The sequence below is a fragment of the Sphingomonas arantia genome (genome assembly GCF_042682045.1).
In the GTDB taxonomy this organism is placed as follows: domain Bacteria; phylum Pseudomonadota; class Alphaproteobacteria; order Sphingomonadales; family Sphingomonadaceae; genus Sphingomonas_R; species Sphingomonas_R arantia.
Genome location: NZ_JBHUGS010000002.1, coordinates 272,634 through 294,332 on the forward strand (window position 1 = coordinate 272,634; position 21,699 = coordinate 294,332).

Here is a 21,699-nt window from a genome sequence, read left to right on the forward strand (position 1 = left end):
GCCGTCGCCGCTACACGGGCGACGACCGGCCCGTGTTCGTCAGGCGGCGGCGCGTTCGCGCAGGCGCATTTCCTCGTTGAGCATTTCGGCGAGCAGGAAGGCGAGTTCGATCGACTGGCCCGCGTTCAAGCGCGGATCGCAGTGGGTGTGGTAGCGATCGCCCAGGCTCTGTTCGGTGACGTCGATCGCGCCGCCGGTGCATTCGGTGACGTTCTGGCCGGTCATTTCGGCATGGATGCCGCCGCCATGCGTCCCCTCCGCACGGTGGACCGCGAAGAAGCCGCGGACCTCCGCCAGGATTCGGTCGAACGGGCGCGTCTTGTAGCCGCTGGCGGCCTTCACGACGTTGCCGTGCATCGGGTCGCACGACCAGACGACCGGGCGACCCTCACGCTGGATCGCGCGGACGAGCGCGGGGAGGTGCTTTTCGATCTTGTCATGGCCGTAGCGCGTGATGAGCGTGATGCGGCCGGGGATGCGCGCCGGATCGAGCGTGTCGAGCATGCGGAGCAGCGCGTCGGGATCGAGGCTGGGCCCGCACTTGATGCCGATCGGGTTGTGGATGCCGCGGAGGAATTCGACATGCGAGGAGCCTTCGAACCGCGTGCGATCGCCGATCCAGAGGAAGTGCGCGGACAGGCCGTAATAGTCGCCGGTCAGGCTGTCCTGCCGGGTGAGCGCCTGTTCGTAGGGGAGCAGCAGCGCCTCGTGGCTGGTGAAGAACTGCGTGCCCTTCAGCTGCGGCACGGTTTCCGGGTTGATCCCGCAGGCGGCCATGAAGTCGAGCGCCTCGCCGATCCGGTTGGCGACGTCCTGATACTGCGCGGCCCACGGGCTGCGGCCCATGAAATCGAGCGTCCAGGCATGGACCTGATGCAGGTTGGCATAGCCACCCTGGGCGAATGCGCGGAGCAGGTTGAGCGTCGCGGCCGACTGGCTGTAGGCGCGGATCATGCGCTGAGGATCGGGCTCGCGTGCGGTCGCCTCGAACCCGATGTCGTTGATGATGTCGCCGCGGTAGCTGGGCAGCGAGACGCCGCCGATCTCCTCCATGTCGGTCGAGCGCGGCTTGGCGAACTGGCCCGCCATGCGGCCGAGCTTCACGATCGGCAGCTTCGACGCATAGGTCAGCACGACGGCCATCTGCAGGATGACGCGAAACGTATCGCGGATATAGTTGGGGTGGAATTCCGCGAAACTTTCCGCGCAGTCGCCGCCCTGGAGCAGGAACGCCTTGCCCGCCGCGACTTCGGCCAGCGAGGACGTCAGATCGCGCGCTTCGCCGGCGAAGACCAGCGGGGGGTAGTGCCCGAGTTCGGCTTCGGCCGCGGCGAGTGCGACGGGGTCGGAATAGGTCGGCAGCTGGCGCGCTTCGGCCTGCTTCCAGCTGTCGGGAGTCCAGTTGTGTGCCATTTACGTTTCCCAGTGTTCGCAATTTCCTTGCGTCGGACATGACCGAAACGCAACCTTCGTCGACGGCAGCCCGTCAGTCGCCGAGCAGCGGGCGCCATTCCCAGCCGAACGGGTCGCCGTCCATAACCTCGACACCGCCGGCCGCCAGTTGGTCGCGGAGCGCGTCCGAGGTCGCAAAGTCGCGCGCGGCGCGGGCTGCGGCGCGGTCGGCGAGGAGGGTGGCGACGTCGTCGTCCTGGAGCGCGGCGGCGGCGGGGCGGAGTGACAGTGCGCGACGGTCCAGCGTGACGAGGCCAAGCCCGAGGACGAGGTCCATGCTGGCGACGAGGCGGAGCCGTTCGTCGGCTGGGATGGACTTGTCGGCGATCGCGTCTTCCAGCACGGGGAGCGCCTGCGGAGTCATCAGGTCGGCGGCGATGGCGGCGTCGAATCTGGCGAGATAGTCACATGCCTTCGTGCCGAGCGGCTGCTCGATCACATCGCGCTGGTAGGTCGTGGCCGCACCGCGCGCGTCGGTCGCCTCCGCCAGGACGCGGATCCAGCCGGTGTCGGTCGCCTTGGCGCGGAGGGCGACGACCGCGGAGACGAGCCGCTTGAGCCGGGTCAGCGCAGCGCCGAGGCCGTCGGCGGAGAAGTCCAGTTCGGAGCGGTAGTGCGACGACAGGCACATCATGCGGTAGGCGAGCGGCGATACGCCACGGTCGACGAGCGAGGCAAGGGTCGCGAAACCGCCCTTCGACTTCGACATCTTGGCGCCGCGATCGACGAGGAAGTTGTTGTGCATCCACACGTTCGCGCCGGTGGCTGACGTGCAGGTGAACGCCTGGTTCTGCGCGATCTCGTTCACATGGTGGATTTCGCGGTGGTCGATGCCGCCGGTGTGAATGTCGAACTGCCGCCCGAGATACTTGAGGCTCATGACCGAGCATTCGAGGTGCCAGCCGGGCGCGCCGGGGCCCCAGGGGGAGATCCATTCCATCTGACGGTCGGCCCCGGGCGCGGACGTGCGCCACAGCGCGAAGTCGGCCGCGTTGCGCTTGCCGGCGACCGCATCGATCCGCGCGACGACGTCGTCCGGCCGCGCGCCGGCGAGCAGGCCGTAGTCGGGGACGCGCGACGTGTCGAAATAGAGACCGGTGTCGAGTTGGTAGGCCGCGCCGTGGCCCTCGATCGTGCGGGCGAAGGCGATCATGTCCTGAACATGCTCCGTCGCGACGCTCCACAGCGTCGGCGCACGCACGCCGAGCGCGGCGAGATCGGACTTGAACGCGGCGGTGTAGAAAGCGGCGATGTCGTGGATGCTGCGCCCGGTTGCGGTCGCGGCGGCCTCCATCTTGTCGTCGCCGGCATCGGCATCCGACGTCAGGTGGCCGACGTCGGTGATGTTGATGACGTGGTTGACCGCATAGCCCTTCCAGTTGAGCGTGCGGCGGAGCGTATCGGTGAAGACATAGGCGCGCAGATTGCCGAGATGCGCGAAATTATAGACGGTCGGCCCGCAGCTGTAGATCCGGACGAGGTCGTGATCGATCGGCACGAACGGCGCAGTGGCGCGCGTCATGCTGTTGAACAGGATCAGCGGGGCAGGAGACGTCATCGACAGTCCATAGGCGTGGCGGTGTGCCGCGGGCAAAGAAAAAGGCGGGGGCCCTGGGGCCGCCCGCCTTCAAACCGTCTGCTCCGGTCCGAAGACCGGGGCAGCCACGATCACATCGCGTTTGCGGCGTTCGCAGCAACGGCGCCGTTGTCGACAGCGTCTTCGACGTTGTCGGCAGCTGCGGACATGTTGTCAGCAGCGTTCTCGAGAGCGGCTTCGGTCGACTCGTTCGTCGCGTTGTCGGCGGCGTCTTCGAGGTTGTCGGCGGCGTTGTCCATGGACTCGGCGACGTTCTCGGCGGCGTTTTCGGCCGGGGTATTGTTCGTGCAGGCGGCCAGAGACATCAGGCCGGCGGCGACGACGAAGCTGAGCTTCTTCATATGTGCTGCTCCAAGAAAGGCAAACGGAAGGGCCGGCCCGAATGCCGCCCCCTGTTCGTCTGTAGCGGCGTCATCTCTTCCGTCAACGTAGAAATAGCGTGAACGGTGTGCGGTTCGTCGCATTTAACTGATGTGGTTCATGCAGGCGCAACCTACGTGTGCCGCGAACGTTTGTTCATCAACAGCGCCGGGTTACGCCCGCTGCCGCTAACCCATCATTCCCAAGGTAGACATCCATGGCATCCACCCCGACCGATCCGAAGATCGAAAACCGCATCGAACGGATCGCGATCGTGGGCAATCATCCGCCGCGGCTGTGTGGCATCGCCACGTTCACGCGCGACACGGCAGTCGCGTTGCGCGCCGCGTTCCCGGACCTGGCGATCGACGTCTATGCGATGAACGATGTGGGCGCGGCGCACGACTATGCCGGATCCGTGGTCGCGGAGATCGGGCAGGACGATATCGCCGACTATCGCGCGGCGGCCCGCCTGATCGACGAGAGCGGTGCGCAGGTCGTGATGGTGCAGCATGAATATGGCATCTTCGGCGGGCCGGCCGGGGCCAACCTGCTGACGTTGCTCGACCGCGTGACGGTGCCGGTGATCGTCGTGCTGCACACGGTGCTGGAAACGCCGAATCCCGAACAGCGCGCGGTGATCGAGGCACTGGCGCGGCGTGCGTCCAAGCTGATCGTCATGGCCGAGAAGGGCCGCGACATCTTGCAGCACGTCCACGGCCTGTCGCGTGATTCGATCGAAGTCGTCGCGCACGGCGTGCCGGATCGGCCGTTCGATCAGGGCGCGGTCAAGAAGACGCGGTTCGGGTTCGACGGCCGCAAGGTACTGATGACGTTCGGCCTGCTGTCCCCCAACAAGGGGATCGAGACGATGCTGCGCGCGCTGCCGGCGATCGTGGCGGCGAACCCGACCGCGCTGTACGTGATCCTGGGGGCGACGCACCCGCATCTGGTGGCGCGCGAAGGCGAGGCGTATCGCGACGGCCTGCGCGCGCTGGCGGACGAGCTGGGCGTGCTCGACAATATCCGCTTCGTCGACGGGTTCCTGGAGCAGGAACTGCTGCTCGATTATGTCGAGGCGGCGGATATCTACGTGACGCCTTATCTCAACGAGGCGCAGATCACGTCGGGCACGCTGGCCTATGCGGTCAGCCTGGGAAAGCCGGTGGTGTCGACGCCGTACTGGCATGCGAGCGAACTGCTGTCGAACGGGACGGGCATCCTCGCCGCGTTCGGCGACAGCGACGCGTTTGCGCGTGAGATCAACGGGTTGTTCGCGGATCCTGAGAGGATGCGTGCAATTGCCGAGCGCGCCTATGCGATCGGCCGCGGCATGACGTGGGAGACCGCGGCGCACCGTTACATGGCGATCATGCGCGCCGCCGTCCGCCGCCAGCCGGTGCGGATGGTGCAGCGGCCGGTCGCCGAGCTGCCGATCGTGGTGCCGGACCTCACCGGGGTGGAGCGGATCACCGACGGGTGCGGGATGATCCAGCATTCGATCTTCTCCGTGCCGGACCGCGACCATGGCTATTGCGTGGACGACAATTGCCGCGCGCTGATGCTGATGCACCGGATCGACGGTGACGCATCCGCACGGGCGGACCAGCTTGCGACGGTCTATGCCTCGTTCGTCCAGCATGCCTGGAACGGCGAGACCGGGCGGTTCCGCAACTTCATGGGCTTCGACCGTAGCTGGATGGAGAGCGTGGGGTCGGAGGACAGCTTCGGGCGGTCGCTCTGGTCGATCGGTGACACCGCGGCGCGGGCGCGCAAGGCCGACCTGCGGCGTTGGGCGCTGCACCTGTTCGATCAGGTGGCGCCCTATGCGCATGAGTTGGGCAGCCCGCGGACCTGGGCGTTCGCGCTACTTGGCGCCGACGCTGTGCTGGAAGTACATCCGAGCCATGCGGTGGCCCAGCGGCTGGTCAAATATTTCGGCGAGAAGCTGTCGCGCCGGTTGGCCGATGCCCGACGTGAGGACTGGATCTGGTTCGAATCCGTGCTGGGGTACGACAATGCACGTCTGCCGGAAGCGTTGATCCGGGCCGCCGCGCGGACGGGCAATTCGGCCTGGATGGCGGATGGGCTTGCTGCGCTGGAGTGGCTGGAGACGGTCCACACCGGGCCGCAGGGTTATTACCGTGCGGTCGGGACGGAGAGCTTCGGCCGTGAATATGTCGGGCCGTTGCGGTTCGACCAGCAGCCGCTCGAGGCGTGGGCCTCAATCGATGCGACGCTGACCGCCTACCGCATGACGGGTGCCGAGACGTGGCGCGATGCCGCGGTACGGGCCTATCGCTGGTATCTCGGTGCCAACGATGTCGGCATTCCGCTCGCGTCGATTATCGACGGTGGCTGCTTTGACGGATTGATGAGCGACCGGGTCAACCTTAATCAGGGAGCCGAATCGGTGCTGGCTTTCCAGTTCGCTTGCTGCGCCATGGCGTCGTTGGCGCTGGAACCGGCCCAATCCGCGGACGATCGGTCGAGCCAGGTTTCCTAGCGCGCCGGCGTCCGCGCCGCGAAAGGGTACGGACGCTAGTGATCGATGTCATACACGCCCTGTTGAAGCTGGCGGCCGACCCCGCCCGCGTCGTCGTGCGGCCGTTTCATATTCCGATCGAGGCGGGGAAGGTACCCGGGCGGCCCGGGCGGGTGCGGCGGATCGTCGATGCGGTGATGGCGCTGAACCCGGAGCAGACCGAGGCGGAGCTAGACTTGGTGCTGCGCGATTTCGAGGCGAGGCACTGGCAGACGCGCAACGTATTCGACCTGCGCTACGCGGCGATCGAGCGGGCGCTGGAGCTGGACGGGTCGACCATCCCGCATGCCAAGCGGCAGCTGATCGGCGCCTATTTCTGTCACGAATACAGCTATGCCGCCGCCGCGTTGATGAACCCCAGCATCATTCCGCATCCCGACCAGACCGGGCTGAGCGGTGGTGCGATCCGGATCGCGATGTCGCTGCGCGCAGTGGGGGAGGGGCACATCTCCTCCGTCGCGTTCCGCGAGGGGATTCTCGGGCCCGGCGCGAATTTCGAGCTGATGGCCGAGCCGCCGTTCGCGACCGCCGCCGACATGGCGCGCGAGCTCGATCGCGGCGCGGTGGAGGTGCACCGCCATCCCGACAGTTCGCTGTCGGGTACGGTGCTGTTCCCGGTGACCGAGGCGCAGCGCAACGGGTTGGAAGACCTGCGGCTCGTCGAGTTCACGCACGACGACGGTTCGGTCGAATGGCTCGGGACGTACACCGCCTATTCCGGGTCGACGATCCGGTCCGAACTGTTGCGCACCAGCAATTTCCGCAGCTTCATCTTCCAGCCGATGAGTGGGCCGGCGGCGCGCAACAAGGGGATGGCGCTGTTCCCGCGCAAGATCGGCGACGAATATATGATGATCGGCCGGCAGGACGGCGAGAACCTCTACCTGCTGCGGTCCAAGACCATCGATTTCTGGGGTGAGGGCGAGCTGCTCCTGACGCCGCATTATCCGTGGGAGATGGTGCAGATCGGCAATTGCGGATCACCGATCGAGCTGGACGAGGGCTGGCTGCTGCTGACCCACGGCGTCGGCGCGATGCGGAAATATTCGATCGGCGCGGTGCTGCTCGATAAGGAGGACCCGTCAAAGGTGCTGGGGCGGACGTCGCAGCCGATCCTGACGCCGAATGAGGATCGCGAGGGCTATGTGCCCAACGTGGTCTACACCTGCGGCGCGTTGAAGCAGGACGACATGCTGTTCGTGCCCTACGGCGTGGCGGACAGTTCGGTGGCGTTCGCGTGGGTTTCAATCCCGCACCTGCTGGCGGGCATGAAGGCGGACTGAGGGGCTTCTCAGCTCAGTATGTTCGCCGGCGGAGGCCGGGGCCTTGGTGACGGGTTTTCACCTAGGCCCCGGCCTTCGCCGGGGAATGATATTGCCTACTCCCCGTCGCCCTTCTCCACCGGGCCGAGTTCGGTCGGGTCGTTGGCGACGACCGCGAGCAGCGTCGTCCAGGCGGCGACGTTCTGGCGGAGCTGGGCCGGGTCGACCTTGTCGAGCGTGTCGTCGGGGGTGTGGTGGATGTCGAAATAGCGCGTGACGTCCTGCCGCAGGCTGACGATCGGGATGCCGGTGGCAGCCAGCGGGGTGATGTCGGAGCCGCCGGACGCGCTGTTGTTGCCGCGCGCGATGCCGAGCGGGGCGAGCGCGGCGGCGATGCGGTCCATGACGGACATAGCGGCAGGAGTAACCTTCGTGTCGAATTTCCAGACGCGGTCGGCGCCGGAGTCGGATTCGGCCATCAGCGCATGCTTCTCGTTCGGGTGGGCCTTGGCATAGGCGATGCCGCCGAACGCGCCGACCTCCTCCGCGCCGAACCAGACGACGCGGATCGTGCGGAGCGGGCGGCCGGCGTCCATGACGCGCTTGGCCGCCGCGGTGGTGATCGCAAGGCCGGTCGCGTCGTCGATCGTCCCGGTGCCGAGATCCCAGCTGTCGAGATGGCCGCCGACGACGATCACGCCCGCTTTGGGGTCACGCCCCGGAACCTCCCCCACCACATTGCCGGACTGGCGCGTGCCGATCTGCCGCGGGGTCAGCAGCAGGCGCATCTTCACTGGCTTGCCGCGCTTCAGGATGCGGTCGAGCTGGTCGGCGTCGGGGATGCTGAGCGCGGCGGCCGGGATCGGTGTCGCGCCGTCGGCGAAGACCTGCACGCCGGTATGGGGGGTGCGGTGATGGTCGGTGCCGATCGAGCGGATGACGATCGCGGCGGCGCCCATCTGCGATGCGACGGTCGGACCCTGGCGGCGGACGATCCCGGACGCGCCGTAGCTCGACCCGTCCTGCGTCGGCATCATGCTGTGCGTCAGGTAGACGATCCGGCCACGGACCGACGCGGGGGGTGCCGCCTTCAAAGCGGCAATCGAGGGGAAGGCGACGACCTCCGCCTCCAGCCCCGACGCCGGGGTCGCACCGCTGTTGCCGAGTGCGGTGAGCGACAGGTTCTGCGGGAAGGGGCTCAGGATCGCGCCGCGTTCCTCGCCGCGGACCCAGACGGGCATGTCGTAGGTCTCGATATGGACGTTGCGGAAGCCGAGCGATTTCAGCTTGGCGACGCTCCAGGCGCGGGCGCGGGCCTCCGCATCAGTGCCGGCCAGCCGCTGCCCGACCTCGGTCGTCAGTCCTTCGGTGATGTCGTAGGCGATGTCGTCGGTCAGCGCGGCGTCGCGGAGTGCCGCCACGCGGTCCGGCGTAGACGGTCCCTGCGCGAGCACGGCGGCGGGAAGGGCGGCGGCGCACAGCAGCGCGAGGGGGATGGTCTTCATGGCAGCCTGCCTATCGCCCATGTCCTCGTTTGCCAACGGTGCCGCGACCCCTTACATCGCGGACGAAATTCGACAGCCTTACGATATCGGAGACCGCGCCAGATGGCCGTTCAATACAGCTATGTGATGAAGGGTCTGACCAAGACCTTCCCCGGCGCGGCGAAGCCCGTGCTGAACAACATCCACCTGCAATTCCTGCCGGGCACGAAGATCGCGATCATCGGCGTCAACGGTGCGGGTAAGTCCACGCTGATGAAGATCATGGCCGGGTACGACAAGGACTATGTCGGCGAGGCGTGGGCCGCAGAGAATTTCCGGGTCGGTTATCTGAGCCAGGAGCCGCAGCTGGACCCCGACAAGGACGTCCGCGGCAACGTTATGGACGGCGTGCGCGCGACGGCCGACCTGGTCGACCGGTTCAACGCGATCAGCGACCTGATGGGCGATCCGCCCGAGGACGCCGATTTCGACGCGCTGCTGGCCGAGATGGGCGAGTTGCAGGAAAAGATCGACGCGGTCGACGGCTGGACGCTCGACAACCAGCTGGAGATCGCGATGGAGGCGCTGCGTTGCCCGCCGGGCGATGCCGACGTCACCACGCTGTCGGGTGGTGAGCGGCGCCGCGTCGCGCTGTGCAAGCTGCTCTTGTGGAAGCCGGAAATCCTGCTGCTCGACGAGCCGACCAACCATCTCGATGCGGAAAGCGTCGGCTGGCTCGAGAACCATCTGAAGGAATATGCGGGGAACGTGATCCTCGTGACCCACGATCGCTACTTCCTCGACAATGTCGTCGGCTGGGTGCTCGAAATCGATCGCGGCCGCGGCCTGCCGTTCGAGGGCAACTACTCGGCGTGGCTGGAGAACAAGGCCACCCGCATGGCGCAGGAGGACCGCGAGGAGGAGGGCCGCCAGAAGGCGATCCAGCAGGAACTGCAGTGGATCCGGCAGAGCCCGAAGGCGCGTCAAACCAAGTCCAAGGCCCGCATCCGCGCGTTCGACGAACTGGTCGAAAAGCAGAATGATCGCCGGCCGGGTGCCGCACAGATCCTGATCCAGATCCCGCAGCGGCTGGGCGGCAACGTGATCGAGGCGAAGGGGCTGACCAAGAGCTTCGGCGACAAGCTGCTGTTTGAGAATCTCGACTTCAACCTGCCGCCGGGCGGGATCGTGGGGATCATCGGGCCGAACGGCGCGGGCAAGACCACGCTGTTCAAGCTGATCACGGGGCAGGAAAAGCCGGACGGTGGCGAGATCAACATCGGCTCGACGGTGAAGCTCGGCTATGTCGATCAGAGCCGCGACCACCTGAACCCGAACAAGAATGTCTGGGAGGAGATTTCGGACGGGCTCGACCGGTTCACGTTCGGCAAGCACGATGTCGCGACGCGGGCCTATGTCGGTGCGTTCAACTTCAAGGGTGCCGACCAGCAGAAGAAGGTCGGCCAGCTGTCGGGCGGTGAACGCAACCGCGTCCACATGGCCAAGATGCTGAAGGAGGGCGGCAACGTGCTGCTGCTCGACGAGCCGACCAACGATCTCGACGTCGAGACGCTGCGTGCGCTGGAGGAGGCGCTCGAGAGCTTCGCGGGTTGCGCGGTGGTGATCAGCCATGACCGCTTCTTCCTCGATCGGCTGGCGACGCACATCCTGGCGTTCGAGGGCGACAGCCATGTCGAATGGTTCGAGGGGAATTTCGAGTCCTATGAAGAGGACAAGAAGCGCCGGCTGGGCGACGCGGCGGACCGGCCGACGCGGTTGGCTTACAAGAAGCTTACGCGCTGAGGGTTGGGGGGCTTCTTCTGAACCCCTCTCCTTCAGGGGAGGGGTTGGGGTGGGGGCAACAGCACCACCCCTACGACCTCACCGGTTTGACGATGTCAGCCCCACCCCAACCCCTCCCCTAAAGGAGAGGGGCTTTTCGGTTTCGCTCCCGCTTTAGCTTCAGTTCACTAACCACCACGCTGGACACGATGAGCACCGCGCCCACTAACCCGAACTGCGTGAAGCGTTCGCCGGCGATCCAGCCGATCAGGCCGGCATAGACCGGCTCGGCGGCGTAAATCAGTGTCGCGCGCGCCGGGGCGACATGCGCCTGGCCCCAGTTCATCGCGACCTGGATCACTGCGCTGGCCACGCCGAGCGCGAGCGCGCAGGCGATCAGCGGCGACGTCAGCGCCGGTAGAGGCTCGCCCGTCAGCGGCATCAGCGCGTAGCAGCCGATCGCGACGGTCGCGAGCTGGACCAGTGCCGCGCGACGTGGGTCGACCACACCGGCGAAGCGGCCGATGAACAGGATCTGGAACGCGAAGGCGAGCGCCGACAGGATGCTGAGCAGTTCGCCGTAGCCAAGCGTCAACGTCGCAATCGTCGCAGGCCCGGCGAGCAGGACGAGGCCGGAGAAGGCCATCACGATGCCGGCCCAAACCATCGCGCCCGGCACCCGCCGGAACAGGACGAGCTGCAGCAGCGGTACGAACGGCACGTAGAGCGCCGTCAGGAACGCCGACATGCTGCTCGGGATCGACTCCAGGCCGGTCGTCTGCAACGCGTAGCCCGCCACCATCGTGCAGCCGATCAGCGCCGGGGCGAGAATGTCCCGGACGCTCCAGCCGCGCAGTAATGCGGGGGACAGGGTCGCGAGCAATGCCGCGGCGATGGCGAAGCGCGAGCCGACGAAGAACAGCGGCCCGCTGTCCGCCAGACCGATCTTGGTAACGAGGAATGTGCCACCCCACAGAATGGTGATCCCGACCAGCACCAGTTCCGGGAGGAAGCGGCGCGGAGCCGCATCCTCCCGTTCCCGTGCAATCATGCGGGGTTGAACGCCCCGGTTTCCGGATCGCGGACGAGCAGGTCGCCCTCGGCAATGCCGAACCATGCGCCGTGCAACTTCAGCCGGCCGTCGTCGAGCCGGTCCTGCACGAACGGAAATGTCTTGAGATTGTTGAGGCTGACCCCGACCGCGCGGTGCTCCATCTCGGTCACCGCTTCGGCGTCGGCATTCGGGCCCTTCTCCGCGATGACCTCGTCACGCACGTCGGCGAGCATTGAGATCCAGGAGTCGATGAAGGCGCCGTGGCCGTGATCGGATCCTTCGAAGGTGCGGCTGAGCGCGGCCTTGCAGCCACCGCAGGAGGCGTGGCCAAGCACGAGCACATCGGTGACCTCGAGCTGCGTCACCGCGAATTCGATCGCGGAGGAGACACCGTGGAAACCGCCGCCGGTTTCGTAGGGCGGCACGAGCGCCGCGACGTTGCGCACGACGAACGTCTGGCCGGGCGCGACGTCGAAGATGGTCGCGGGATCGACGCGGCTGTCGGAGCAGGCGATGATCATGATCTTGGGGCTCTGACCCTTGGCCAGCGTCTCCCAACGTTCGCGCTGATCGTCCCAGCCGGTCTTCTTGAAACGACGATAGCCGTCGATGAGCGGGGTGATTCCAGTCATACTATCTCCCTTTGATAACTGGCAGGGGTGGCAAGCCGCTCCCGCTGCCGCTATCTAACGTAGCATGAACCAGATGGTGCCCAACCCCGCTGAAGCCCTCGTCACGGGCCGCGTCCGCAAACCCGACTGGATCCGCGTGAAGGCGCCGACCGGTGCGGTCGTGGCCGCAACGCGCGCGCTGATGCGATCCAAAAGCCTGACCACGGTGTGCGAGGAAGCGGCCTGCCCCAACATCGGCGAATGCTGGAGCAAGAAGCACGCGACCGTCATGATCCTGGGCGACACGTGCACGCGGGCCTGCGCGTTCTGCAACGTGAAGACGGGTATGCCACGCGCGGTGGATCACATGGAGCCGCAGAATGTGGCGGATGCCGCGGCACAGATGGGGTTGCAGCATATCGTCGTGACGTCGGTCGACCGCGACGACCTGCCCGATGGCGGCGCGAGCCAGTTCGTGAAGGTGATCGAGGCGCTGCGCCGTACGACGCCGGGCACGACGATCGAGATCCTGACGCCCGATTTCCGCAACAAGGCGGACAGCGCGATCGAGGCGATCGTAGCGGCGCGGCCCGACGTCTATAATCACAATCTCGAGACCGTGCCGCGGCTGTACCCGACGATCCGGCCGGGTGCGCGCTACTATGCCTCGCTGCGGCTGTTGGAGCAGGTGAAGCGGCTCGATCCGTCGATCTTCACCAAGTCGGGCGTGATGGTCGGGCTGGGCGAGGAGCGGCTGGAGATCCATCAGGTGATGGACGACATGCGCTCCGCCGGGATCGATTTCCTGACGATGGGGCAATATCTGCAACCGACGCCGAAACACGCCAAGGTCGCCGAGTTCGTGCCGCCGGCCGCGTTCAACGCTTATGCCTCGATCGCGCGAGCCAAGGGGTTCGCGCTGGTTGCGGCGAGCCCGCTGACCCGGTCGAGCTATCACGCCGGCGACGATTTCGCGAAGCTGCGCGCCGCGCGCGAGGCCAAGCTGGCCAAGCGCTGATGCCGCGGCATAGCGAGACGCGGCATTTGCCCTACAGCCCGGAGCAGATGTTCGACCTGGTGGCCGATGTCGGGCGGTACCGCGAGTTCCTGCCCTGGGTGGTCGCCGTACGGGTGCGGTCGAACAGCGAGACCGAGATGATCGCGGACCTGGTCGTCGGGTTCAAGGCGTTGCGCGAATCGTTCACATCGAAGGTGACCAAGACGCGCGCCGAGCGGATCAGCGTCGAATATGTCGACGGGCCGCTGGAGCATCTGGTCAACGACTGGACGTTCCGGCCGGACGGTACCGGCGGAACGCTGATCGATTTCAAGGTCGATTTCGCGTTCCGCTCGCGAATCTTCGAGGCGATTGCGGGTCAGGTGTTCGAACGCGCGCTACGCAAGATGATCGGCGCGTTCGAGGAGCGCGCGGCCGTGCTCTACGGGTCGAGCGACGCGCCGGGCATCAGCAAGTCGAGCGCGCACAACGCGGCGTGAAGCCGGATGCCGGCGCGGCCGGTGTCGTCAAACTGGCGCATGTCGGCGGTAACCTCGTCCGGGTCGCTGTCCTTGTCGGCGCGGGCGAACACGACGGTGCCGACCGGTTTCTTGGCGCTGCCGCCCTCCGGGCCGGCGATGCCGGTGATGGCGACCGCGACGTCCGCCCGGCTGCGCGCCAACGCACCGCGCGCCATGGCCCAGCCGACCGCGATCGACACGGCACCGAACGTTTCGACCACTTCGCTGCTGACGCCGAGCAGGTCGACCTTGGCGGTATCGCCATAGGTCACGAAGCCGGCCTCGAACACCGCGGACGAGCCGGGGATCTCGGTCAGCGCGGCAGAGACGAGCCCGCCCGTGCAGCTTTCGGCAACGGTAATGCGGCGGCCGAGCGCGAGGTTCGCGGCAACCACGCGGCGCGCGGCCTCGACCAGTTCGGGGGGGAGGAGGGTGTCGGGCATGTCAGCGTGCTCCGGCCGTGGACGTCGGGCAGATCGAAATGCCGGTGCGCGACGAAAGGCTGCGGTCGAGCTGGACCAGCCCGACGAGCAGCGCCGCGACGTTGCCGATCGGCAGCGGGCTGATCTGTTCGGCGATCCGGCTGACCGCCGCGCAATCGCGCGTCGCGACCGCGGTGCCGATCCGGTCGAAAATCAGCTTTTCGACGATGTTGGTGACCGTCGAGGGATCGAGCATGTCGGGGACCTGTTGCCCAGACAGTTTCTCGAACACCGGGAGTGCTGCGTCCGCATTGCCGCCACCATCGCGCCGGTAGCGTGCGGCGAGGCTGGCGCCGCCGCGGTTGAGCCAGGCGGCGGCGGGGAGGGCCGGGCGACACCGCGCCGCCGTCGCTTCGATCGCGGCGGGGAGTGCGTAGGCGACCACGGAGCGGCCCTCCGCCTCGGTCAGGCAGTCGCTCTGCGCAAGAGCGGGCCCGGCGAGCGTTGCGGCAAGCAGGAGTGCGACAGGGGTCTTCGACGGCATCTATTCGTCCTCCGGCAATCGCACGGTGGCCACGGCCTGCGCGGCGATCCCTTCGCCCCGGCCGGTGAACCCGAGCCGTTCGGTCGTCGTCGCTTTCACGCTAATCCGCTTCTCGGAAAGCTGCAACAGACGCGCGATGTTGGTGCGGATCGCGGCGCGGTGCGGGCCGACCTTTGGCGCCTCGCAGATGATCGTGACGTCGACATGGTCGAGGATGCCGCCGCGTGCGGTAAGGAGCTCGCGGGCGTGGACCAGGAAGCGGTCGGATGCGGCGCCTTTCCACTGTGGATCGCTCGGCGGGAAATGGTCGCCGATGTCGCCGTCGCCGATCGCACCGAGGATCGCATCGGTGATGGTGTGCAGCACGACGTCGGCGTCGCTGTGGCCGAGCAGCTTGAAACCGTGCGGCACCGCGACGCCGCCCAGGATGACATGGTCGCCGGGCGCAAAGGCGTGGACGTCGAACCCGGACCCGACCCGCACGACGAGCATCCGCGATCGGGCGTTGGCCAGATCCTGCGGATGGGTGAGCTTGTCGAGCGCGGGGTCGCCCTGGACGGTTGCGACAGTGCCGCCGGTGGCGCGCAGCATCTGGGCGTCGTCGGTCGCTTCGTTCGCGGGATCCCATGCAGCGTGCGCGGCGGCGATCGCGGGGAGCCGGAACGCTTGCGGGGTCTGGACGCGGACGAGGCCGGCGCGTTGGGTGACGGGGCCGAGCGTTTCACCGCCGGCCGCGAGCGTGTCCGACACCGGTAGCACGGGGACGGCACCTTCGTTGGAGCCGAGCGCCGTCAGGAGGCGATCGATGACGACGGCCGGAACGATCGGGCGCGCCGCGTCGTGGATCAGCACGCGGTCGCCGGTCAGCGATGCCAGGCCGGCCGCAACGGACTCGCGGCGGGTCGCGCCGCCGACGATGGGCGGGGGGAGGGGGCGGTCGCCGATTGCGGTCGCGTAGGCCTCGTGCTGGTCCGGGCCGATCACGACTTGGATCGCGTCGATGCCCGGGTGGCGGAGGAATGCGTCGATGGCCTGGGCCAGGACGGAGGACGCGCCGAGCGGCTCATATTGCTTCGGACCGCCGCCCATGCGGAGGCCGGATCCGGCGGCGACGATCAGGGCGGTGGTACGCGGATGCTCCATGCCGCGTGCCTAGCGGAGCCCGGTGCGGGCCGCCAGCGGGTTATCCGTCTGGCGCACTGCCTCATTTGCGGGCATATGTGCGCGATGCCTGCCATGCTGTCCCCGATCGACATCGGTCCCGTGCGGATCGAGAACCCCGTCATCCTTGCGCCCATGACGGGCGTCACCGACCTGCCGTTCCGGCGGATCGTGCGACGTTACGGATCGGGCCTGAACGTGACCGAGATGATCGCCAGCCAGGCGATGATCCGCGAGACGCGCCAGTCGCTGCAGAAGGCGGCATGGGACCCGGTCGAGGAGCCGGTGTCGATGCAGCTGGCCGGCTGCACCGCGCGCGAGATGGCGGAGGCCGCCAAGCTGAACGAGGATCGCGGCGCGGCGATCATCGACATCAACATGGGCTGCCCGGTGCGCAAGATCGTCAACGGCGATGCGGGATCGGCGCTGATGCGCGATCTGGTCAACGCCGCTGCGATCATCGATGCGACGGTGAAGGCCGTTAGCGTGCCCGTGACGCTGAAGATGCGGATGGGGTGGGACCATGACAGCCTGAACGCCCCCGAACTGGCACGGATCGCGGAGGATCTGGGCGTGGCGATGGTGACCGTCCACGGCCGGACACGGAACCAGATGTACAAGGGTACCGCGGACTGGAAGTTCATCCGCCGTGTGAAGGATGCGGTCAAAATCCCGGTGATCGCCAATGGCGACATCAACAGCATCGACGATGCGGTCGAGGCGCTGGATCAGTCCGGCGCGGATGGCGTGATGATCGGCCGCGGGGCTTACGGCCGGCCGTGGCTGCTGTCGCAGGTCATGCGCTATCTGGCGACGGGCGAGCGGCGGGCCGATCCGTCGATTGCGGAACAATATGCCATGATCGTAGGCCATTACCACGCGATGCTCGACCATTATGGCAGCGAGATCGGCGTCAACATGGCGCGCAAGCACATCGGCTGGTACACCAAGGGCCTCGAGGGATCGGCCGAGTTCCGGAACCGGGCGAACCAGGAGGCGGACCCGAAGGTCGTGCTGGCGATGTTGGAGCGATTCTACGAACCCTGGCTGTGCCGCGCGGCGGCGTGACCGCCGGATCGCTTGCAACCGCGCTGTTCGCCGCCGGGCCGATCCCGAGCCTGGCGATCGACGAGGGCGATCATGTCCGCGAGGCGAACCCCGCAAGCGAGACGTTGTTCAACTTGTCGCGCCAGATGCTGGTCGGGCGGCGGATCGATGATTTAATTGGGCCGGGTCCGACCGGTGCGCCGGTCGCGGCGCCCTATGCGGCCTATGATCAGGTGCTGACCCTGCCCGGTGGGCGGCGGGTGGTAGCGGACGTCACCGCGGCGCCGCTGGCGATCGAGGCCGGGTGGCGCGTGCTGACGGTGCATCCGCGCTCCGCCGGGCCGATCGGGGCAAGGCGGGACGGGGGGCAGCGGAGCGCGACCGCCGCCGCCGCGATGCTGGCGCATGAGATCAAGAACCCGCTGTCCGCGATCCGCGGGGCGGCGCAATTGCTCGACCGCGCGGACGAGGCGACCGCGTCGCTGACCCGGCTGATCCGCGACGAGGTCGACCGGATCGCGCGGCTGATCGACCGGATGGAGGGGTTCACCGACAGCCGTCCGTTGGTCCGGTCGCCGCAGAATATCCATGCGATCCTGGCGCATGCCCGCGACGTGGCGGAGCAGGGCTTTGCCGGAGCCGTGACGATCCGCGAATATTATGACCCGTCACTACCGCCCGTGCTGGGCGACCGCGACGCGCTGGTCCAAGTGTTCGTTAACCTCATCAAGAATGCGGTGGAGGCGCTCGACGGGCGCGGCGGGGAGATCGCGTTGACCACGGGGTATCGCTCCGGTCTCACCAAACGGACGAGCCCGGATGCGCCGCAAGCGTTGCCGATCGAGGTTTGCGTGATCGACGACGGGCCGGGCGCGCCCGACGATATCGCCGACCATCTGTTCGATCCGTTCGTGACCTCCAAGCGCAGCGGGAGCGGGCTGGGGCTGGCCCTGGTCGACAAGCTGATCGCCGATCATGGCGGTGTCGTGGAGTTCGTCCGCGAGGGGAACCCGCCGAAGACGGTCGTGCGGATGCTGCTGCCGCGGGTCGGGGGGCGGGCATGAGTGGGCGCATACTGGTCGTCGATGACGATGCGGCGATCCGGACGGTGGTGCGCGAGGCGTTGCGGCGGGCGGGGCATAGCGTGGAGCTGGCCCCGACGCTGGCGGCGGCGCGTGCGCGGATCGCGGCGTTCGAGCCGGACGTGCTGATCACCGACGTGATCCTGCCGGACGGGAACGGGCTCGACATGCTCGCCGGGCTGATCGCGCTGCGGCCGCAGATGCCGGCGATCGTCATGTCGGCGCAGAATACGCTCGCCACCGCGGTGCGTGCGACCGAAGAAGGCGCCTTCGATTATTTGCCCAAGCCATTCGATTTGGCGGAATTGTGCCGATCGGTCGAGGCCGCACTGGCGATCGGGCGGCGCGATGCGGTGGCGCCGGACGGCGACATAGTTACCGACGGGTTGCCGCTGATTGGCCGGTCGCCGGCGATGCAGGATGTGTACCGTACGATCGCGCGGGTAGTGGCGAACGACCTGACCGTGCTGGTCCTGGGCGAGAGCGGGACGGGCAAGGAACTGGTCGCGCAGGCGATCCACGATCTGGGACCGCGGGCGGCGCGGCCGTTCGTGGCGATCAACATGGCGGCGATCCCGCGCGACCTGATCGAAAGCGAACTGTTCGGGCATGAGCGCGGGGCGTTCACCGGGGCCGCGCAGCGCAGTGTCGGCCGCTTCGAACAGGCGCAGGGCGGCACGTTGTTCCTGGACGAGATCGGCGACATGCCGATCGACGCGCAGACCCGACTGCTGCGCGTGTTGCAGGCCGGCGCATTCACCACGGTCGGCGGGACGCGGCAGATTGTCGCCGACGTGCGGGTGATCGCGGCGACGCACAAGGACCTGACGGCGCTGATCGCGGCGGGGCGGTTCCGCGAGGATCTGTATTACCGGCTGAATGTCGTGCCGGTGCGGTTGCCACCGCTTCGTCAGCGCGGGTCCGATATTATTGATCTGGCAAAGCATTTCCTCGATCGGGCGGCGGCGGATGGACTGCCACGAAAGCATCTGAGCGAGGAAGCAAGCGCGCGGCTGTTGCGGCACGACTGGCCGGGCAATGTTCGCGAACTGGAGAATGTCATGCGCCGGACCGCGGTGCTGGCGCGTGCGGACGTGATTGCGGCGGCGTTGCTGGACCAGGAACTGGGCGGCGGGGCGGGCGTCGCGGACAATGTCGTGGATGCAGACGGCGCGTTGGCGGAGGTGATCGATCGCTGGATGGCCGGCTGGTTCGGCGACGGCAACGTCTCGCCCGACGCCGATGACCTGTACGATCGGCTGTTGCCGGCGTTCGAGGGGCCTTTGTTGCGCCATGTGCTGGCGGCGGCGCGGGGGAACCAGGTACGCGCCGCGCGAATGCTCGGGATCAATCGGAACACGCTGCGCAAGAAGCTGAGCGCGCTCGGGATCGAGCCGTCCGACCTGCGCCGCGCGGACGGACCCGCCGAAGGTTGAGCACAGGTGATGCAGGCGGGTGTGGCAAAGGCGCAACAACCTGATATGACTGCGAGTCGATGACGGCATTACCCATCCGGCAATTGCGACGCGCGCCCCGTTGGCGACGACTGGTAGCCCTGATCCGTCAGCGGCGGATGCTCCGGCTGATCGAGATCCTGGTGCTGATCGCGGCGATCGGCATCGCGGCCGCCAGTTATTTCGTGATCGCGCGTGGTGGCAATTCGGACCGGTTGCTGACGCCGCCGATGGTCGCTTTGCTGCTGGTCGCCAATCTGGTGCCGATCATTTCGCTGATGGTGCTGTGGGCGCGGCGCGTAGCGATGCGGCGTGCGGCGGCGTCGCCGATCGGCGGGGGCGGGCGATTGCACGTCCGGCTGGTCGCGTTGTTCTCGGTCGTGGCCAGCGTTCCGACGCTGCTGGTGGTGATTTTTGCGTCGCTGCTGTTCCAGTACGGTGTGCAGTTCTGGTTTTCGAACCGCGCACGTGCGGTGCTGGAGAACAGCGACAAGGTCGCGCAGGCGTATATCAGCGAAAACAGCAAGCGGCTGGCGGACGATATCGTCGCGTCACGCACCGATTTCCGGCTCGCGGCAAGCCAGGTGCCGTTGCAGGACCAGCGGATGCAGTTCTTCGTGGCCGAACAGATCGCGCTGCGCCAGTTCGGCGAGGTTGCGCTGATCCAGATTGGTCAGGACGGAGCGCCGCGCATGCTGATCGGGTCGCTCGACCAGCGGGCGCTGGAGAAGCGCCTGCCACCCGCCGCGTTGCCGAAACTGCGCGACGGCGCGCCGCTGACCTCGTTCGAGTCCGGGGACCGGGTCGAGGGGACGATCGCGTTCGATCCGGCGAGCCGGACCTATCTCTATGCCTCGCGGTCGGTGAAGCCTTTGGTCCTGCAGCAATTTTCGCGCGGGCGGGAGGCGCTGACCGAATATAACACGCTGCTCGACCGGTCGAAGTCGTTGCAGTTGCAGTTCAATGCCGCGTTGCTGCTCGTCTCGCTGCTGATCGTCGGCGGGGCGATCTGGGTCGCGCTGGCGGTGGCGGACCGGTTCGTGCGGCCGGTGGGCGAACTGGTCGGCGCGGCGCGGCGCGTGGCGGGTGGCGACCTGTCGGTGCGGGTGAAGATGCCGCGTGGGCAGGACGAGGTCGGCACGCTGGCGATGGCGTTCAACCGCATGACACGGCGGCTGTCGGAGCAGACCGGCGCGCTGGTCGCGGCGAACGAGCAGGCGGAGAGCCGGCGCTCGCTGATCGAGGCGGTGCTGTCCGGTGTCACCGCGGGTGTCGTGTCGGTGGGGCCGGACGGTCGGATACGGATCGTCAACACGACCGCGTCCGAACTGCTGAAGACCGGGGGGCTCAGCCCCGTTGGTCGGCCGCTCGGCGCGGTCTCGCCCGAACTGGAGTCGTTCCGGCGGTCGGGGGACCGGCAGGCGGTGGTGCGAATGGCGAGCGAGGGCGATGTCCGCACGCTGGCGGTGAAGCGCGTCCGCACCGCCGAGGATGACGTGCTGACGTTCGACGACATCACGCAGCAGTTGCTCGACCAGCGGCGCGCGGCCTGGGCCGACGTCGCCCGCCGGATCGCGCACGAGATCAAGAACCCGCTGACCCCGATCCAACTCGCCGCCGAACGGCTTCAACGCCGCTACGGCCGTGAGGTCCAGTCCGACCCGGCGACGTTCGAGCGCCTGACCCAGACGATCGTCCGGCAGGTGGGGGACATGCGCCGCATGGTCGACGAGTTCAGCTCGTTCGCGCGGATGCCCAAGCCCGTGTTTCACGACGAGGAGGTCGCGGAGATCGCGCGCCAGGCGATGTTCCTGCACGAGGTGGCGCATCCGTCGATCAGCTTCGTTGTGGATGCCGCCGAACCGTCGCCGCACCTCGTCTGCGACCGGCGGCAGATCGGCCAGGCGCTGACCAACATCGTCAAGAACGCGGCGGAGGCGATCGAGGCGCGACCGGCGGGGGCTGAGCAGGGCGAGATCCGGTTGCGCGTCCATCCGATGGGCGACGACGACCGGTTGGTGATCGACCTGATCGACAACGGCATCGGATTGCCGCCGGAACGGGAACGCATCACCGAACCTTATATGACCACGCGGACGCGCGGCACCGGCCTGGGCCTGGCGATCGTGAAGAAGATCGTCGAGGAACATCACGGGACGATCGGCTTCGAGGATCGTCCCGGCGGCGGAACGGTTGTAAGGCTATGCTTCGACGCGGGGACACTGGCGCCCATGTCCGGTGCCGATGTCGATGAAGACGATACCGACGGGGACGGACGCAATGTGCCGTTTCCCGAACTTACTCGAACGAAGGCCGATTGATCG

18 protein-coding genes are annotated in these 21,699 nt (G+C 67.3%); 9 read left to right on the forward strand and 9 right to left on the reverse strand.

Annotated features, from left to right (window positions below):
* Positions 1 to 39: 39 nt before the first annotated feature.
* The 3 genes from ACFSGX_RS07045 to ACFSGX_RS07055 all read right to left on the reverse strand — a co-directional run bounded on the left by ACFSGX_RS07045 (position 40) and on the right by ACFSGX_RS07055 (position 3,390).
* Entirely contained in the window at positions 40 to 1,413 is a 1,374-nt protein-coding gene (locus ACFSGX_RS07045; RefSeq protein WP_380928639.1) for a class II 3-deoxy-7-phosphoheptulonate synthase, read from the reverse strand.
* A gap of 73 nt (positions 1,414 to 1,486) precedes the next feature.
* Positions 1,487 to 3,010 carry a cysteine--tRNA ligase gene (cysS, locus tag ACFSGX_RS07050; protein ID WP_380928641.1) on the reverse strand — a complete coding sequence of 508 codons (1,524 nt, stop codon included), beginning with the start codon at positions 3,008 to 3,010 and terminating at the stop codon, positions 1,487 to 1,489.
* A gap of 110 nt (positions 3,011 to 3,120) precedes the next feature.
* Positions 3,121 to 3,390, reverse strand: a complete 270-nt coding sequence (locus ACFSGX_RS07055) for a hypothetical protein (RefSeq protein WP_157177612.1) — start codon at positions 3,388 to 3,390, stop codon at positions 3,121 to 3,123.
* Between the two features lie 236 nt (positions 3,391 to 3,626).
* On the opposite strand from ACFSGX_RS07055, the gene ACFSGX_RS07060 reads away from it, so the two are divergent.
* Positions 3,627 to 5,915: a glycosyltransferase family 4 protein gene (locus ACFSGX_RS07060; protein ID WP_380928643.1), complete on the forward strand. Its 2,289-nt coding sequence runs from the start codon at positions 3,627 to 3,629 to the stop codon at positions 5,913 to 5,915.
* Positions 5,916 to 5,956: 41 nt separating this feature from the next.
* On the forward strand, positions 5,957 to 7,237 hold the full coding sequence (locus ACFSGX_RS07065) for a glycoside hydrolase family 130 protein (protein WP_465270299.1): 1,281 nt from the start codon (positions 5,957 to 5,959) through the stop codon (positions 7,235 to 7,237).
* A 95-nt stretch (positions 7,238 to 7,332) separates the two neighbouring features.
* Here ACFSGX_RS07065 and ACFSGX_RS07070 read toward each other — a convergent pair whose 3' ends face one another.
* The gene (locus ACFSGX_RS07070; protein WP_380928646.1) at positions 7,333 to 8,721 is read right to left on the reverse strand and encodes a M20/M25/M40 family metallo-hydrolase; all 1,389 of its coding nucleotides are present in this window, start codon (positions 8,719 to 8,721) and stop codon (positions 7,333 to 7,335) included.
* Between the two features lie 102 nt (positions 8,722 to 8,823).
* On the opposite strand from ACFSGX_RS07070, the gene ettA reads away from it, so the two are divergent.
* Entirely contained in the window at positions 8,824 to 10,503 is a 1,680-nt protein-coding gene (ettA, locus tag ACFSGX_RS07075) for an energy-dependent translational throttle protein EttA (protein ID WP_380928648.1), read from the forward strand.
* Positions 10,504 to 10,621: 118 nt separating this feature from the next.
* Here ettA and ACFSGX_RS07080 read toward each other — a convergent pair whose 3' ends face one another.
* Together ACFSGX_RS07080 and ACFSGX_RS07085 are read right to left on the reverse strand one after the other, a co-directional pair.
* Positions 10,622 to 11,533, reverse strand: coding sequence for a DMT family transporter (locus ACFSGX_RS07080; RefSeq protein ID WP_380928650.1), 912 nt, complete (start codon positions 11,531 to 11,533; stop codon positions 10,622 to 10,624).
* Positions 11,530 to 12,168, reverse strand: coding sequence for a carbonic anhydrase (locus ACFSGX_RS07085; RefSeq protein WP_380928651.1), 639 nt, complete (start codon positions 12,166 to 12,168; stop codon positions 11,530 to 11,532). The genes ACFSGX_RS07080 and ACFSGX_RS07085 overlap by 4 nt, the downstream gene beginning before the upstream one ends.
* Before the next feature lie 64 nt (positions 12,169 to 12,232).
* On the opposite strand from ACFSGX_RS07085, the gene lipA reads away from it, so the two are divergent.
* Positions 12,233 to 13,165: a lipoyl synthase gene (gene lipA, locus ACFSGX_RS07090; protein ID WP_380928652.1), complete on the forward strand. Its 933-nt coding sequence runs from the start codon at positions 12,233 to 12,235 to the stop codon at positions 13,163 to 13,165.
* Complete coding sequence (locus tag ACFSGX_RS07095; RefSeq protein ID WP_380928653.1) at positions 13,165 to 13,644, forward strand: type II toxin-antitoxin system RatA family toxin; 480 nt, start codon at positions 13,165 to 13,167, stop codon at positions 13,642 to 13,644. The genes lipA and ACFSGX_RS07095 overlap by 1 nt, the downstream gene beginning before the upstream one ends.
* On the opposite strand, the gene ACFSGX_RS07100 is transcribed toward ACFSGX_RS07095, so the two are convergent.
* From ACFSGX_RS07100 to ACFSGX_RS07110, 3 genes are read right to left on the reverse strand one after another with little or no spacing between them, the layout of a single operon-like run.
* Positions 13,587 to 14,108: a CinA family protein gene (locus tag ACFSGX_RS07100; protein WP_380928655.1), complete on the reverse strand. Its 522-nt coding sequence runs from the start codon at positions 14,106 to 14,108 to the stop codon at positions 13,587 to 13,589. The genes ACFSGX_RS07095 and ACFSGX_RS07100 overlap by 58 nt on opposite strands.
* A 1-nt stretch (position 14,109) precedes the next feature.
* A complete protein-coding gene (locus ACFSGX_RS07105) occupies positions 14,110 to 14,631 on the reverse strand; it encodes a hypothetical protein (protein WP_380928656.1) in 522 nt (173 codons plus the stop codon).
* Positions 14,632 to 15,774, reverse strand: coding sequence for a bifunctional 2-C-methyl-D-erythritol 4-phosphate cytidylyltransferase/2-C-methyl-D-erythritol 2,4-cyclodiphosphate synthase (locus tag ACFSGX_RS07110; RefSeq protein ID WP_380928658.1), 1,143 nt, complete (start codon positions 15,772 to 15,774; stop codon positions 14,632 to 14,634). It abuts the gene before it with no gap.
* Positions 15,775 to 15,858: 84 nt separating this feature from the next.
* On the opposite strand from ACFSGX_RS07110, the gene dusB reads away from it, so the two are divergent.
* The 4 genes from dusB to ACFSGX_RS07130 all read left to right on the forward strand — a co-directional run bounded on the left by dusB (position 15,859) and on the right by ACFSGX_RS07130 (position 21,696).
* A complete protein-coding gene (dusB, locus tag ACFSGX_RS07115; protein ID WP_380928659.1) occupies positions 15,859 to 16,860 on the forward strand; it encodes a tRNA dihydrouridine synthase DusB in 1,002 nt (333 codons plus the stop codon).
* Complete coding sequence (locus ACFSGX_RS07120) at positions 16,857 to 17,903, forward strand: two-component system sensor histidine kinase NtrB (protein WP_380928661.1); 1,047 nt, start codon at positions 16,857 to 16,859, stop codon at positions 17,901 to 17,903. Before dusB ends, ACFSGX_RS07120 begins: the two co-directional genes overlap by 4 nt.
* Positions 17,900 to 19,357 (forward strand): nitrogen regulation protein NR(I), encoded by a 1,458-nt coding sequence (ntrC, locus tag ACFSGX_RS07125; protein WP_380928663.1) that lies wholly within the window; start codon positions 17,900 to 17,902, stop codon positions 19,355 to 19,357. Before ACFSGX_RS07120 ends, ntrC begins: the two co-directional genes overlap by 4 nt.
* 137 nt (positions 19,358 to 19,494) lie before the next feature.
* Positions 19,495 to 21,696, forward strand: coding sequence for a sensor histidine kinase (locus ACFSGX_RS07130; protein WP_380928665.1), 2,202 nt, complete (start codon positions 19,495 to 19,497; stop codon positions 21,694 to 21,696).
* Positions 21,697 to 21,699 lie beyond the last annotated feature (3 nt).

What these genes read in the sequence shown, in the direction of transcription:
- lipA (WP_380928652.1), top strand. Translation starts at nt 12,233, where the DNA reads ATGAACCAGATGGTGCCCAACCCCGCTGAAGCCCTCGTCACGGGCCGC.
- ACFSGX_RS07100 (WP_380928655.1), bottom strand. Translation starts at nt 14,108, where the DNA reads ATGCCCGACACCCTCCTCCCCCCCGAACTGGTCGAGGCCGCGCGCCGC.
- ACFSGX_RS07110 (WP_380928658.1), bottom strand. Translation starts at nt 15,774, where the DNA reads ATGGAGCATCCGCGTACCACCGCCCTGATCGTCGCCGCCGGATCCGGC.
- ACFSGX_RS07045 (WP_380928639.1), bottom strand. Translation starts at nt 1,413, where the DNA reads ATGGCACACAACTGGACTCCCGACAGCTGGAAGCAGGCCGAAGCGCGC.
- ACFSGX_RS07080 (WP_380928650.1), bottom strand. Translation starts at nt 11,533, where the DNA reads ATGATTGCACGGGAACGGGAGGATGCGGCTCCGCGCCGCTTCCTCCCG.
- ntrC (WP_380928663.1), top strand. Translation starts at nt 17,900, where the DNA reads ATGAGTGGGCGCATACTGGTCGTCGATGACGATGCGGCGATCCGGACG.
- dusB (WP_380928659.1), top strand. Translation starts at nt 15,859, where the DNA reads ATGCCTGCCATGCTGTCCCCGATCGACATCGGTCCCGTGCGGATCGAG.
- ACFSGX_RS07130 (WP_380928665.1), top strand. Translation starts at nt 19,495, where the DNA reads ATGCTCCGGCTGATCGAGATCCTGGTGCTGATCGCGGCGATCGGCATC.
- ACFSGX_RS07095 (WP_380928653.1), top strand. Translation starts at nt 13,165, where the DNA reads ATGCCGCGGCATAGCGAGACGCGGCATTTGCCCTACAGCCCGGAGCAG.
- ACFSGX_RS07105 (WP_380928656.1), bottom strand. Translation starts at nt 14,631, where the DNA reads ATGCCGTCGAAGACCCCTGTCGCACTCCTGCTTGCCGCAACGCTCGCC.
- ettA (WP_380928648.1), top strand. Translation starts at nt 8,824, where the DNA reads ATGGCCGTTCAATACAGCTATGTGATGAAGGGTCTGACCAAGACCTTC.
- ACFSGX_RS07070 (WP_380928646.1), bottom strand. Translation starts at nt 8,721, where the DNA reads ATGAAGACCATCCCCCTCGCGCTGCTGTGCGCCGCCGCCCTTCCCGCC.
- ACFSGX_RS07085 (WP_380928651.1), bottom strand. Translation starts at nt 12,168, where the DNA reads ATGACTGGAATCACCCCGCTCATCGACGGCTATCGTCGTTTCAAGAAG.
- ACFSGX_RS07055 (WP_157177612.1), bottom strand. Translation starts at nt 3,390, where the DNA reads ATGAAGAAGCTCAGCTTCGTCGTCGCCGCCGGCCTGATGTCTCTGGCC.
- ACFSGX_RS07060 (WP_380928643.1), top strand. Translation starts at nt 3,627, where the DNA reads ATGGCATCCACCCCGACCGATCCGAAGATCGAAAACCGCATCGAACGG.
- cysS (WP_380928641.1), bottom strand. Translation starts at nt 3,010, where the DNA reads ATGACGTCTCCTGCCCCGCTGATCCTGTTCAACAGCATGACGCGCGCC.